Annotated in this window: 12 protein-coding genes; 8 read left to right on the plus strand and 4 right to left on the minus strand. The window is 71.7% G+C overall.

Going from position 1 to position 12,716, the window contains the following annotated elements; translation table 11 throughout:
- The first annotated feature begins 283 nt into the window (after window positions 1–283).
- From xseA to LE181_RS18460, 3 genes are all read left to right on the plus strand, one after another.
- A complete protein-coding gene (gene xseA / locus LE181_RS18450) occupies window positions 284–1,543 on the plus strand; it encodes an exodeoxyribonuclease VII large subunit (protein WP_225662403.1) in 1,260 nt (419 codons plus the stop codon).
- A gap of 10 nt (window positions 1,544–1,553) precedes the next feature.
- A complete protein-coding gene (locus LE181_RS18455) occupies window positions 1,554–1,808 on the plus strand; it encodes an exodeoxyribonuclease VII small subunit (protein WP_225662404.1) in 255 nt (84 codons plus the stop codon).
- 170 nt (window positions 1,809–1,978) lie between these two features.
- Window positions 1,979–2,569, plus strand: a complete 591-nt coding sequence (locus LE181_RS18460) for a malonic semialdehyde reductase (protein WP_225662405.1) — start codon at window positions 1,979–1,981, stop codon at window positions 2,567–2,569.
- A gap of 154 nt (window positions 2,570–2,723) precedes the next feature.
- On the opposite strand, the gene LE181_RS18465 is transcribed toward LE181_RS18460, so the two are convergent.
- Complete coding sequence (locus LE181_RS18465; protein ID WP_308103153.1) at window positions 2,724–3,407, minus strand: DUF4245 domain-containing protein; 684 nt, start codon at window positions 3,405–3,407, stop codon at window positions 2,724–2,726.
- A gap of 121 nt (window positions 3,408–3,528) precedes the next feature.
- Between LE181_RS18465 and glpX the strand changes: the two genes are divergently transcribed.
- The gene (glpX, locus tag LE181_RS18470) at window positions 3,529–4,560 is read left to right on the plus strand and encodes a class II fructose-bisphosphatase (protein WP_225662406.1); all 1,032 of its coding nucleotides are present in this window, start codon (window positions 3,529–3,531) and stop codon (window positions 4,558–4,560) included.
- Between the two features lie 157 nt (window positions 4,561–4,717).
- Here the strand turns inward: glpX and LE181_RS18475 are convergent, their stop codons facing one another.
- The gene (locus LE181_RS18475) at window positions 4,718–5,071 is read right to left on the minus strand and encodes a WhiB family transcriptional regulator (RefSeq protein ID WP_225662407.1); all 354 of its coding nucleotides are present in this window, start codon (window positions 5,069–5,071) and stop codon (window positions 4,718–4,720) included.
- A gap of 180 nt (window positions 5,072–5,251) precedes the next feature.
- A complete protein-coding gene (locus tag LE181_RS18480; protein ID WP_372458403.1) occupies window positions 5,252–5,923 on the minus strand; it encodes a DUF1707 SHOCT-like domain-containing protein in 672 nt (223 codons plus the stop codon).
- Between the two features lie 208 nt (window positions 5,924–6,131).
- Here LE181_RS18480 and LE181_RS18485 point away from each other — a divergent pair, with 208 nt between their 5' ends.
- Window positions 6,132–7,808, plus strand: coding sequence for a fumarate hydratase (locus LE181_RS18485; RefSeq protein ID WP_225662408.1), 1,677 nt, complete (start codon window positions 6,132–6,134; stop codon window positions 7,806–7,808).
- A 131-nt stretch (window positions 7,809–7,939) separates the two neighbouring features.
- Here the strand turns inward: LE181_RS18485 and LE181_RS18490 are convergent, their stop codons facing one another.
- Window positions 7,940–9,463 (minus strand): ricin-type beta-trefoil lectin domain protein, encoded by a 1,524-nt coding sequence (locus LE181_RS18490; RefSeq protein ID WP_225662409.1) that lies wholly within the window; start codon window positions 9,461–9,463, stop codon window positions 7,940–7,942.
- Window positions 9,464–9,571: 108 nt separating this feature from the next.
- Between LE181_RS18490 and LE181_RS18495 the strand changes: the two genes are divergently transcribed.
- The 3 genes from LE181_RS18495 (at window position 9,572) to LE181_RS18505 (ending at window position 12,535) form a co-directional block, all read left to right on the plus strand.
- Entirely contained in the window at window positions 9,572–10,966 is a 1,395-nt protein-coding gene (locus LE181_RS18495; RefSeq protein WP_225662410.1) for a class II fumarate hydratase, read from the plus strand.
- An 80-nt stretch (window positions 10,967–11,046) separates the two neighbouring features.
- A complete protein-coding gene (gene fomD, locus LE181_RS18500) occupies window positions 11,047–11,745 on the plus strand; it encodes a cytidylyl-2-hydroxypropylphosphonate hydrolase (protein WP_225662411.1) in 699 nt (232 codons plus the stop codon).
- Window positions 11,746–11,824: 79 nt separating this feature from the next.
- A complete protein-coding gene (locus LE181_RS18505) occupies window positions 11,825–12,535 on the plus strand; it encodes a class I SAM-dependent DNA methyltransferase (RefSeq protein ID WP_263869123.1) in 711 nt (236 codons plus the stop codon).
- Window positions 12,536–12,716: the final 181 nt, after the last annotated feature.

Raw genomic sequence — 12,716 nt, forward strand, 5'->3', positions numbered from 1 at the left:
CCGGGGTGGGGTGGGGCCTGGCAGGGGCGTAAGGGTTATTTGCGGCGGGCATGCGGGGCGGGAACGACGTCCGGGGCGACCCGCCGTAAATAATCCAGCCCCAGAAGGCCCCCCCCCCCCCCCCGGCCCCGCACCCGCCCACGGGCCACGGCCACCCGCCCACAGGCCCACAGGCCCACAGGCCCACAGGCCCACAGGCCCACAGGCCCACAGGCCCACAGGCCCACAGGCCCACAGGCCCAAGCGAAGCCCCCTGTCGGCACCCCCCGCTACGCTCAACCGCATGGCTGCGAACACGACCCCAGACGCGCCCCTCCCCGTAGGCCAGGTCTCCCGCCTCATCGGCGGCTGGATCGACCGCCTCGGTGCCATCTGGGTCGAAGGCCAGATCACCCAGCTCTCCCGCCGCCCCGGCGCCGGCGTCGTGTTCCTCACCCTCCGCGACCCCTCCCACGACGTCTCCCTCTCCGTCACCTGCTACCGCGCCGTCTTCGACCGCGTCGCCGACGTCGTCTCCGAGGGCGCCCGCGTCGTCGTGCACGCCAAGCCCGAGTGGTACGCCCCCCGCGGCCAGCTCTCGCTCCGGGCCGCCGAGATCCGCCCGGTCGGCGTCGGTGAGCTGCTGGCACGCCTGGAGCAGCTGAAGAAGTCCCTGGCCGCGGAGGGCCTGTTCGCCGACGGCCGCAAGCGCGCCCTGCCGTTCCTGCCGCAGCTCATCGGCCTGGTCTGCGGCCGCGCGTCCGCCGCCGAGCGCGACGTGCTGGAGAACGCCCGGCACCGCTGGCCCGCGGTCCGCTTCGAGGTCCGCAACGTCCCGGTGCAGGGCGTGCACGCGGTGCCGAACGTCATCGAGGCCGTGAAGGAGCTCGACGCCCACCCCGGCGTCGACGTGATCATCGTGGCGCGCGGCGGCGGCAGCGTGGAGGACCTGCTGCCGTTCTCGGACGAGCAGCTCGTCCGGACGGTGGCCGACTGCCGCACCCCGGTGGTCTCGGCGATCGGCCACGAGCCGGACACCCCGCTCCTCGACCTGGTCGCCGACCTGCGCGCCTCCACGCCGACCGATGCGGCGAAGCGGGTGGTCCCGGACGTGGGCGAGGAGCTGACCCGCGTCCGCCACCTGCGCGAGCGTGCCCTGCGCTGCGTGACGGCGCACCTGGACCGCGAGGAGCGCGGCCTGGCGGCGGCCCGGGCACGCCCGTGCATGGAGCGGCCGCACCGCATGGTGGACGAGCGGGCGGAGCAGATCGGGGCCCTGACCGACCGCGCCCGCCGCACGCTGGGGCACTTGCTGGACCGGGCGTCGTCGGAGCTGACGCACACCCACGCGCGCGTGGTCGCACTGTCCCCGGCGGCGACGCTGCGACGCGGCTATGCGGTGCTGCAGCACGCGGACGGCCAGGTGGTCCGCGCGGCCGGCGAGGTCACGCCGGAGGAGGAGCTGCGCGCACGGGTGGCGGAGGGCGAGTTCACGGTCCGCGCCATGGCCTCGCCGCCGGCCTCACCGCCCGCCGCGCCGTCCGCTGTCACACCGCCCGCCTAGTCTGGTGGCCATGGCGACGACTACGGACGCGACGGACGCGGGCGCAACGGACGCCCTGGGCTACGAGCAGGCGCGGGACGAGCTGATCGACGTCGTGCGCCGGCTGGAGGCCGGGGGCACGACGCTGGAGGAGTCGCTGGCGCTGTGGGAGCGCGGCGAGGAGCTGGCGAAGGTGTGCCGCCGCTGGCTGGACGGCGCGCGGGCCAGGCTGGACGCGGCGCTGGCGCAGGAGGAGGCCGAGGGGGAGAGCCCGGAGGCGGACTGAGGAAGAGCCCCGGTCGGCCCGGAAGGGCCACCCCGCCCGGATCGGCAGGCAAGGGCGCCCCCAGACGCACCACCGAGCGGCACCCCCGGAACACACCCCGAACGTGAGCTGCCTCTCACCCACCCCGGATTTAGTTGAAAATTAATACAACTCCGGACTATGGTGATGCCATGACTCTCGCCCTTGATGCCACCGCCCAGGACCTCCTCTTCCGCGAGGCCCACACCGCCAACGCCTTCACCGACGAGCCGGTCTCCGAGGAGCAGGTCCAGGCGATCTACGACCTGATCAAGCTCGCGCCGACCGCCTTCAACCAGTCGCCGCTGCGCATCGTCCTCGTCCGCTCGGAGGAGGCCCGCGAGCGCCTGGTCTCCCACATGGCCGAGGGCAACCAGGCCAAGACCCGCACCGCGCCGCTGGTCGCGATCCTCGCCGCGGACAACGAGTTCCACGAGGAGCTGCCGGCGCTGCTGCCGCACTTCCCGCAGGCCAAGGAGCTCTTCTTCAGCGAGCGCCCGGTCCGCGAGCAGTCCGCCGCGCTGAACGGCGCCCTGCAGGCCGCTTACTTCATCCTCGGCATCCGCGCCGCCGGTCTGGCCGCGGGCCCGATGACCGGCTTCGACTTCGCGGGCGTGCAGAAGGAGTTCCTGGACGACGACCACACGCCGCTGATGGTCGTCAACATCGGCAAGCCGGCCGAGGACGCCTTCTACCCGCGTTCGCCGCGCCTGTCCTTCGACCAGGCCGTCACGACCGTCTGATCTCCGACCGTCCGAGGTTCCGGACCGCCTGACCTTCCCGGCAGCCCGTCCGAACCGTCACGACCACCTGCCGCCCCCATCCCCCCAGGGGGCCGGCAGGCCGGCCCGTCCGCCACTCCCCCCGGCAGGACGGGCCACCCGGCCGTCGCGCTCGTCAGCCCGAGGTGCTCGCCTTACCGGCGTCAGCCTTCTCGGCCTTGAGCGCGGCGGCCATTTGCGTCAGCCGCTCGTACGACGCCGTCCCCGTGACCACCGTGGTCACGCCGTTCTCCTCGCGCACCAGGGCGTTGTACTTCGGCCCCTCGTAGCGCTGCCAGGTGGTGTCGCCCACCTTCGTCGTCGTGTGGGTCTTCTCGGCGTGCTGGCTGACGCCGTCGATGAAGGGCCGCGGCGGGCCGTCGCTCTGCTCGACCGCCACGTACTCGGTCTGCGGGTCGAGGAAGCCGAGGTGCCACTCGGAGCCGTCCTTGCCGCGCGCCTTGTACGAGACCGAGGTCGCCCGCCAGCCGTCGCCGAGCCCCTCGGGGGCGGCCACCGCGTACGGCGCTGCCCGCCGGGCGGTGTCCAGCTCCACCCGGTAGTTCACCGTCTTGATCGGATCGTTGCTCTCGTCGTGCGGGATGAAGAGATAGCTCAGCCCCGCCACGGGGATGACCACCGCCATCGACAGCAGCATGTTCCGAATCGTCTGCGTCTTGCCGTTCCTACCTGCCACGCCCCCATCGTCCCCCATGGCGCCGGGGATCTTGACGGCGACCTGCTCGCGACGGAGCGCGACGCGCGTGCGACGGGGTGCGACGGGCAGGCGCCCGCACGCCCGTACCCTGACGCCGCTCATGCGTGGGGCGGCCTGCTCACTCTCGCAATGAACCGATAAAGTCATGAGCACCCTCACCCTCCTGGCCCACCCGGGGAAGGAGGGGCCCCACGGCCGTAGCCGTACAGAAAGGTGCGCCCCGATGAGCGATCATCACTTGCCGTCCCAGCTCGAAGTCAGCCCGGAGGCGCCCGACCGCAACCTGGCGCTGGAGCTCGTCCGGGTCACCGAGGCGGGGGCCATGGCCTCGGGCCGCTGGGTGGGCCGTGGCGACAAGAACGGTGCGGACGGCGCGGCCGTGCGGGCCATGCGCGCGCTGATCCACACCGTGTCGATGAACGGCGTGGTCGTCATCGGCGAGGGCGAGAAGGACAACGCCCCCATGCTCTACAACGGTGAGCGCGTGGGCGACGGGACCGGCGCCGAGTGCGACGTCGCCGTGGACCCGGTGGACGGCACGACGCTGACGGCCAAGGGCATGGCCAACGCGGTGTCGGTGATGGCCGTCGCCGAGCGCGGCAGCATGTTCGACCCGTCGGCCGTGTTCTACATGGACAAGCTGGTCACCGGCCCCGAGGCCGCCGACTTCGTCGACATCGACGCGCCCGTGGGCGTGAACATCCGCCGCATCGCCAAGGCGAAGCGTTCCTCCGTCGAGGACGTCACGGTCGTTGTCCTGGACCGCCCGCGTCACGACGGTCTCGTCAAGGACATCCGCGAGGCCGGTGCGCGCATCAAGTTCATCTCCGACGGCGACGTGGCGGGCGCCATCATGGCCGCCCGCGAGGGCACCGGCGTGGACCTGCTGCTGGGTGTCGGCGGCACGCCGGAGGGCATCATCGCGGCCTGCGCGATGAAGTGCCTGGGCGGCACCATCCAGGCCAAGCTGTGGCCGAAGGACGACGAGGAGCGCCAGCGCGCCCTCGACGCCGGTCACGAGCTGGGCCGCGTCCTGCACACCGAGGACCTGGTCAGCGGCGAGAACGTGTTCTTCGTGGCGACCGGCATCACCGACGGCGAGCTGCTGCGCGGCGTGCGCTACCGGGGCGAGACCGCCACGACGCAGTCGCTGGTGATGCGGTCCAAGTCGGGCACGATCCGCCTGATCGACTCCGAGCACCGGCTGTCGAAGCTGCGCGCCTACAGCTCGGTCGACTTCGAGCGCCCCAGCTGACCCGAGGCACCACGCGCGGCATACGCGGCACGCGGCGCACCCGGTGAGCACCGCGCACACCCAGCACCCCGCGCAAGCAGCACGCAGCAACGGGCCGGGCCCCGCCGTCGGACGGCGGGGCCCGGCCCGTTGGTAACAGTCGGCGAACGGCGGGCGCTCAGCCCGCCGCGGCGATGCGCGTGGCACGCTGCAGCTCGGCCTCGCGGCGCCGCCGACGGGCGAGCACGACGCGGCGCTCGGCCGCGGTGAGCCCGCCCCAGACGCCGTACGGCTCGGGCTGCAACAGCGCGTGCTCCCGGCACTCGACCATGACCGGGCACCGGGCACAGACGCGCTTGGCGGCCTCCTCGCGCGAAAGACGGGCGGCCGTGGGTTCCTTTGATGGTGCGAAGAAGAGCCCGGCTTCATCCCGGCGGCACACCGCCTCCGAATGCCAGGGGCCGGCCTGTTCCCGAGCGGAAATCCGCTGGGACGGTACGGCGGCTTCCTGGGGCTGATGCGGTAGCAGCACGGTCCACTCCTGACGACGGCTTTGCTTGGCCGATTGAGTCACCTTTGCCCGCCTCGACGTGCACGGCCATTCGCACCCGCAGCCGTACGAGAGACGATGCACCAAGCTTTACCCGCTGTGCGCGAGCTTATTCACACCGTTGCCATGACCGGAATGCCGTCGGTTGCCGTGGGGTTACGGTCAGTTGGCCGCCCGCAGGTCCTTCAGCCGCTTGCCCCGCTTGGGGCGGGCCTCGACGCCGCCGAAGAAGGCGAAACCCGTGACCACGACGACGGGGGCCTCGGGGTCGGGGGCCTTGCCGGCCTTCACGTCGAAGCCGCCGAAGACGCCGGTGCCCGTGCAGCGCACGGAGATGTTTTCCGGGAGCTTGATGTCGACGCCGCCGAAGACGGCGCAGGCATTGATGACGACCTCGCGCTGCTCGAATAGCGCCTCGGTCAGGTCGATCTCCACCCCGCCGAACAGCGCGAATGCGTTCATGCGCGGCCGCACCCGCCACCTTCCCTTGCGGGTGGCGCCGCCGAAAACGGCGACCAGATTCTCGGCCGCACCCATCGCGGGGCGCACGGAGGCGTCGTACGGGCGCACGGGGGCGGTTCCGGCGGCGGACGGCCGCCCCGTCGGCAGATCGTGCACCAGCGGCTCCAGTTCGCCGTGCGTCCTGGCCTCGTAGACCGCGCCGACCCGCTCGGCGTGCTCCTCGGCCGTCAGCCGCCCCTCCGCCAGGGCCTCGCGCAGGATCTCGGCGGTCCGGTCGCGGTCGGCGTCGGAGGCCCGCAGCGCGGCTCCAGCGGCCGGCACCCCGCCTCCCGCGGCCGGCGCGGGGCCCGGTCCGGCCTTGGTGAGCGACACGCGCTCTTCGGTTGATCGTGAGGGTGATGACTTGTCCACTGCATCCACAGCAGCAGCGTAGCCAAACGCGATAGATCGCGACAGTGGCGCGTGCCGGGTCACGTACTGAGCCTTACCTCACAAACCCACCGGCCTCCGGGCGGCCTACCCTGGTTGACGCCGCCGAGGAAGCCGGCAACGAAATCCGCAGAGTGAGGGAAACGCCGCGATGTCTGCCCAGTCCGCCCGCTCAGAGTTCGCCTACACGGACCTCCTGCCCCTGGGCGAGGACGACACTCCGTACCGTCTGGTCACCTCCGAGGGCGTGTCCACCTTCGAGGCCGACGGCCGCACCTTCCTGAAGGTGGAGCCCGAGGCGCTGCGGAAGCTGGCCGCCGAGGCGATGCACGACATCTCGCACTACCTGCGCCCGGCACACCTCGCCCAGCTGCGCAGGATCCTCGACGACCCCGAGGCGTCCCCGAACGACCGCTTCGTCGCCCTGGACCTGCTGAAGAACGCCAACATCGCCGCCGCCGGCGTGCTGCCGATGTGCCAGGACACCGGCACGGCGATCGTCATGGGCAAGCGCGGCCAGAACGTGCTGACCGAGGGCGAGGACGAGAAGGCCCTCTCGCACGGCATCTTCGACGCCTACACCCAGCTGAACCTGCGCTACTCGCAGATGGCCCCGCTGACCATGTGGGACGAGAAGAACACCGGCTCCAACCTGCCGGCGCAGATCGAGCTGTACGCGACCGACGGCGGCGCCTACAAGTTCCTGTTCATGGCCAAGGGCGGCGGCTCGGCCAACAAGTCCTTCCTCTTCCAGGAGACGAAGGCGGTGCTGAACGAGACCTCCATGATGAAGTTCCTGGAGGAGAAGATCCGTTCGCTGGGCACGGCCGCCTGCCCGCCGTACCACCTGGCGATCGTCGTCGGCGGTACGAGCGCCGAGTTCGCGCTCAAGACCGCCAAGTACGCCTCCGCGCACTACCTCGACGAGCTGCCGGAGGAGGGCTCCCCGCTGGGTCACGGCTTCCGCGACAAGGAGCTGGAGGAGAAGGTCTTCGAGCTCACGCAGAAGATCGGCATCGGCGCGCAGTTCGGCGGCAAGTACTTCTGCCACGACGTCCGCGTCGTCCGCCTGCCGCGCCACGGCGCGTCGCTGCCCGTCGCCATCGCCGTCTCCTGCTCGGCCGACCGCCAGGCCGTCGCGAAGATCACTGCCGAAGGCGTCTTCCTGGAGCAGCTGGAGACCGACCCGGCGCGCTTCCTGCCGGAGACGACCGACGAGCACCTCGACGACAGCGGCGAGGTCGTCCGGATCGACCTCAACCAGCCCATGGACGAGATCCTCGCCGAGCTGACCAAGTACCCGGTCAAGACCCGCCTTTCGCTGACCGGCCCGCTGGTCGTCGCGCGCGACATCGCCCACGCGAAGATCAAGGAGCGGCTGGACGCGGGCGAGGAGATGCCGCAGTACCTCAAGGACCACCCGGTCTACTACGCCGGTCCCGCCAAGACCCCCGAGGGCTACGCCTCCGGTTCCTTCGGCCCCACCACGGCCGGTCGCATGGACTCCTACGTGGAGCAGTTCCAGGCCGCGGGCGGCTCGAAGGTCATGCTCGCCAAGGGCAACCGCAGCAAGCAGGTCACGGACGCGTGCGGCACGCACGGCGGCTTCTACCTCGGCTCGATCGGCGGCCCGGCGGCGCGCCTGGCCCAGGACTGCATCAAGAAGGTCGAGGTCGTCGAGTACGAGGAGCTCGGCATGGAGGCGGTCTGGAAGATCGAGGTCGAGGACTTCCCGGCGTTCATCGTCGTGGACGACAAGGGCAACGACTTCTTCGTCGACCCGTCGCCGGCTCCGACGTTCACGTCGATCCCGGTGCGCCAGCAGTAGCCCCTGCGGGGCGCTTTCCCCTACCCGCCCCTTCCCGAAACCGGGGCTCCGCCCCGGACCCCGGTCCTCAATCGCCGGACGGGCTGATTTCAGCCCGTCCGGCGATTGAGGACGACGCGCGCCGGCGCGGGCTACGCGAAGCGCTGTGACGCCGAGCCGTCACACTTCTGCAGCCGCACCGGCTCCTTGGCCCCCGCCAGGGTGAGGCACAGGTCCTGCGCCGCCGCCGGCCGGTACGTCGCGTCCGACCGCACGAACTTCTGGTTCGCCCCGCCGTGGCAGTTCCACAGCGCCACCGCCGCCCCGGCGCGATACGCGCCGCCGGGCACGTCCACGCACCGGTCGTGCGTCAGCCCGCTGTGCAGCGACCCCTGCTGTCCGTCGTGCCACCACTGCTGGTTCCGGCTTCCGGAGCACGGCCAGCCGCCCACCTGCGTGCCGTTGGCGGAAGCCGCCCCGTAGGCGTCCACGCACGACCCCGTCGCCGCGCTCTTCAGTGGCCGGAAGGCGTCGTCCCAGCCGCCCTTGTACAGCACGGGCTTTCCGGTGCTCGCCGGGTCGGCGCAGCCGGCCTGCCCGTAGCCCGACTGGTACAGCTGGGTCAGGCAGGACGCGAAGGCGCCGTGCCCGCGGGCGTTGGGGTGGAAGGACTGCCGCACGGAGTTCTCGTTCGGCGGGATCGGGTTGGTCAGGTCGACGTACAGTCCGCGGGCCCAGGTGTCCTCCATGCACACCTCGTGGCCGTGGAAGAGGCGCGAGTTGTCGAGGAAGAGGGCGCCGGTGTCGCGCGCGACGCGTGCCATCCCCCGTTCGAACGCGGGCACCGCGACGTTCCGTCCCCACGCCGAGTCCGAGGTGTGGCCGACGCAGCCGCCGGGGATCTTGCCGGGGAAGTCGGGGTTGTCCTCGAAGTCGGGGCCGATGGGGCTCGGGTAGCCCATGACGACGAGCTTGTAGTCGCCGTCGGCGTAGCCCGCGTCCGTCATGACCTTGCGCAGGTCCCGTACGGTCTGCTCGACCTTGGGCACCAGCCCGTCGACGCGTGCCTGCCAGCCGGGGGCGTACTTCGGCTCGCAGGGGCCCTGCAGGGTCAGGTAGCGGGTGACGCAGTCGGTCATCACCGGGCCGAACTGCAGGTCGTCGTTGGCCCCGGCCACCAGCAGCACCATCTTGATGCGCGTGTTGCGCGCCTTGACGGCGAGGTTGTCGCTCTGCACGAGCTCGTCCGCGTACTGCTTGCTGCCGCCGATGCGGATGTTGACGGTGGACGCGCCGGAGCAGGCGACGTTGTAGGTGACGTCGGCGGGGATGGCGGTGCGGTGGATGGCCGCGTCGGGCGAGCGGTGGCACCAGTTGGTGGGGCCGTTCGTGCCCGGTTCGTACGTGCCGACGCCCTCGCCGGAGATCTCGCTGTCACCGAGGGAGACGAGCGAGGTCTTGCGCTCGGCCAGCGGGCGCTGGGCGGGGTCCCCGTAGAGCTTCCGGGCCTCGGCGGCGCGGATCGCCTCCAGTTCGGGGGGCAGCGGGGCGGTGGCGGTGGCCCCGGTGCGGGGTGCCGCCTGGGCGGTGGGGCCGGTGGCGGCGGTTCCGGCCAGCGCCGCGGCGAAGGCCGCGAGGGCGGCGAGCGAACATCGCAGGGTGGGTCTGCGTGTCATGGAGTCTCCCCGAGTTCAGTTGTTACCCGCGGTATTTACTAGGCGGTAGTGCCTTTTGGGAACACGTTGAACGAGACAAACGCTGTGTTTGTCAGGAGGTAGAAGACGATGACCGAGAGTGGGCAGGACCGGATCGAACACGATTCGATGGGAGAGGTGCGCGTCCCGGGCCACGCCAAGTGGCGCGCACAGACCCAGCGGGCGGTGGAGAACTTCCCCGTCAGCGGGCAGCGCCTGGAGCGCGCGCACATCGCGGCGCTGGGCCGCATCAAGGCCGCCGCGGCGACGGTGAACGCGGGCCTGGGCGTGCTCGACGAGGACGTGGCGGCCGCGATCGCCGCCGCGGCGGGCGAGGTCGTCGAGGGGCGCTGGGACGACCACTTCCCCGTCGACGTCTTCCAGACCGGCTCGGGCACGTCCTCGAACATGAATGCCAACGAGGTCATCGCCACCCTGGCCACCGAGCGCCTGGGCCGCCCGGTGCACCCCAACGACCACGTCAACGCCAGCCAGTCGTCCAACGACGTCTTCCCGTCCTCCATCCACATCGCGGCCACCGCCGCCGTCACCGGTGACCTCGTCCCGGCGCTGGAGCACCTGGCGGCGGCCCTGGAGCGCAAGGCCGGGGAGTTCGCGGAGGTCGTCAAGTCCGGCCGTACGCACCTGATGGACGCCACGCCCGTGACCCTGGGCCAGGAGTTCGGCGGCTACGCCGCCCAGGTCCGCTACGGCGTCGAGCGGTTGCGCGCCTCCCTGCCCCGGCTCGCCGAACTGCCGCTGGGCGGCACGGCCGTGGGCACGGGCATCAACACCCCGCCCGGCTTCTCCGCCGCCGTCATCGCCGAGGTCGCACGGGCCACCGGACTGCCGCTGACCGAGGCCCGCGACCACTTCGAGGCGCAGGGCGCGCGCGACGGGCTGGTGGAGACCAGCGGGCAGCTGCGCACCATCGCCGTCGGCCTCACCAAGATCGCCAACGATCTGCGCTGGATGGCGTCCGGCCCGCGCACCGGCCTCGCCGAGATCAACCTGCCCGACCTCCAGCCGGGCTCCTCGATCATGCCGGGCAAGGTCAACCCGGTCATCTGCGAGGCCGTGCTGATGGTCGCCGCGCAGGTCACGGGCAACGACACGACGGTCGCCACCGCGGGCGCCGCGGGCAACTTCGAGCTCAACGTGATGCTGCCGGTGATGGCGAAGAACCTCCTGGAGTCCGTGCGGCTGCTCGCCAACGCCTCCCGGCTGCTGGCCGACCGCACCGTCGACGGCATCACCGCCAACGCCGAGCGGGCCCGCGAGTACGCGGAGTCCTCGCCGTCCGTCGTCACCCCGCTGAACCGTTACATCGGCTACGAGGAGGCCGCGAAGGTCGCCAAGAAGTCCCTCGCGGAACGGAAGACGATCCGCGAAGTGGTCCTCGAATCGGGTTACGTGGACCGCGGGGTGCTGACGACGGCGCAGCTCGACGAGGCCCTGGACGTCCTGCGCATGACGCGCCCGTGACCCCCGGCGTGCGCCGCTGGACCGTACCTTTGCGGCGCACGTCACGGCGCATCCGTGACACAGGCACCTAAGATCTGCGCATGGCAGCGGAGACGAGGGATTCGACGGGAACGGCAGCAGGTGCGCACTGGGCTCCGGGGGACCACATCCTCTGGCGCTACCGCGGCAACGCCCGGCCCCGCTCCGCGCGCCGCATCCACATCTGCCGCCCCGTCACCGTCGTGCAGGACACCGACGAGCTGCTCGCCGTCTGGATGGCCCCCGGCACCGACTGCGTCAAGCCGCTGCTCGCCGACGGCACTCCCGTCCACCGCGAGCCCCTCGCCACGCGCTACACCAAGCCCCGGACCACCGAGGTCACCCGCTGGTTCGGGCCGGGCGTGCTCAAGCTGGCCCGGCCCGGCGAACCCTGGTCGGTCTGGCTCTTCTGGGACCTCGACTGGCGCTTCAGGAACTGGTACGTGAACCTTGAGGAACCGCTCGTGCGCTGGGCCGGCGGCGTCGACTCCGAGGACCACTTCCTGGACATCGCCGTCTACCCCGACCGCAGTTGGGAGTGGAAGGACGAGGACGAGTTCGCGCAGGCGCAGCAGGCCGGCCTGATGACCGCCGCCCAGGCCGAGGACGTGCGGGCCGCCGGGCGCGCCGCCGTCGAGCTGATCGAGAGCTGGGGCGCGCCCTTCACCGCAGGCTGGGAGAGCTGGCGGCCCGACCCGTCCTGGACGGTGCCGGCGCTGCCCGACGACTGGGACCGCACGCCGGCGCGCATCGGGGCGTGAACCGGGGCGCCGACCGCTTGCCGGTCCCCCGCCGGACAACCGTAGGATCGGCCTCCGCGATACTGCACAGCACGGCACGATGAAGGACAGTCACAGTCACAGGAAGGGCGGAGCCGTGAGCGGTGACGATCAGCGGGACTACGACGGTTACGCCCTCTTAGGGCTGGACCGCAGCGGCCAGGCCGAGGCGTTCGACGCCATCGGCGACCGCTACGACGAGGCGTTCCCGCACAAGGAGGGCCAGCTCGCGGCCGGCGCCTGGCTGTCCGCCGCGCTGCCGCCCGGCTCCCGCGTCCTCGACGTCGGCTGCGGCACCGGTCTGCCGACCGCCCGTCAGCTCGTGGCGGCCGGCCACACGGTCGTCGGCAACGACCTCTCCCCCGGCATGCTGGACCTGGCCCGCCGGCACGTGCCGGAGGCCACCTTCCACTTGGGCGACCTCGCCGATCTGCGCGACGGTCACCTGGGCACCTTCGACGGCATCACCGCCTTCTTCGCCCTGCTGATGCTGCCGCGGCCGGAGATCCCGCACGCGCTGCGCATGCTGCACGACCTGCTCAGACCCGGGGGGCTGCTGGCGCTCTCGATGGTCGAGGCGGACGTGGACGACTACGCGATCCCGTTCCTGGGCAGCACGATCCGGGTATCGGGTTACCTGCGGGACGAATTGCGCCAGGTCGTGCGCGACGCGGGATTCGACATCGCCGAGGAGAGCTCGCTGGCGTACGCCCCGGCGAGTACGGACGTACCACCCGAGATCCAGCTCTTCCTCAACCTGCGCCGCGCCTGACCGCTGTGTGCGCACGGCCCCGACGGATGGAACCCCACGCGTGACGGAGCATCCCCACTCCCACGGAAGACAGCGCACCGCCGCGCCGCGCTCCGGCACGGACGCGCCCGGCGTCGCCGCGCGGCTGCCCCGGCAGCCGGACGGCACGGCGGGCGAGCCGGCCGCTCCCGCGCACCGGCCG

This window comes from Streptomyces sichuanensis (genome assembly GCF_020328095.1).
GTDB classification, from domain to species: domain Bacteria; phylum Actinomycetota; class Actinomycetes; order Streptomycetales; family Streptomycetaceae; genus Streptomyces; species Streptomyces cinnamoneus.

Coding starts and splice junctions, on each gene's coding strand:
- LE181_RS18460 (WP_225662405.1), top strand. CDS start 1,979: ATGACTCTCGCCCTTGATGCCACCGCCCAGGACCTCCTCTTCCGCGAG.
- LE181_RS18465 (WP_308103153.1), bottom strand. CDS start 3,407: ATGAGCGGCGTCAGGGTACGGGCGTGCGGGCGCCTGCCCGTCGCACCC.
- LE181_RS18495 (WP_225662410.1), top strand. CDS start 9,572: ATGACCGAGAGTGGGCAGGACCGGATCGAACACGATTCGATGGGAGAG.
- LE181_RS18490 (WP_225662409.1), bottom strand. CDS start 9,463: ATGACACGCAGACCCACCCTGCGATGTTCGCTCGCCGCCCTCGCGGCC.
- LE181_RS18505 (WP_263869123.1), top strand. CDS start 11,825: ATGAAGGACAGTCACAGTCACAGGAAGGGCGGAGCCGTGAGCGGTGAC.
- glpX (WP_225662406.1), top strand. CDS start 3,529: ATGAGCGATCATCACTTGCCGTCCCAGCTCGAAGTCAGCCCGGAGGCG.
- fomD (WP_225662411.1), top strand. CDS start 11,047: ATGGCAGCGGAGACGAGGGATTCGACGGGAACGGCAGCAGGTGCGCAC.
- LE181_RS18485 (WP_225662408.1), top strand. CDS start 6,132: ATGTCTGCCCAGTCCGCCCGCTCAGAGTTCGCCTACACGGACCTCCTG.
- xseA (WP_225662403.1), top strand. CDS start 284: ATGGCTGCGAACACGACCCCAGACGCGCCCCTCCCCGTAGGCCAGGTC.
- LE181_RS18455 (WP_225662404.1), top strand. CDS start 1,554: ATGGCGACGACTACGGACGCGACGGACGCGGGCGCAACGGACGCCCTG.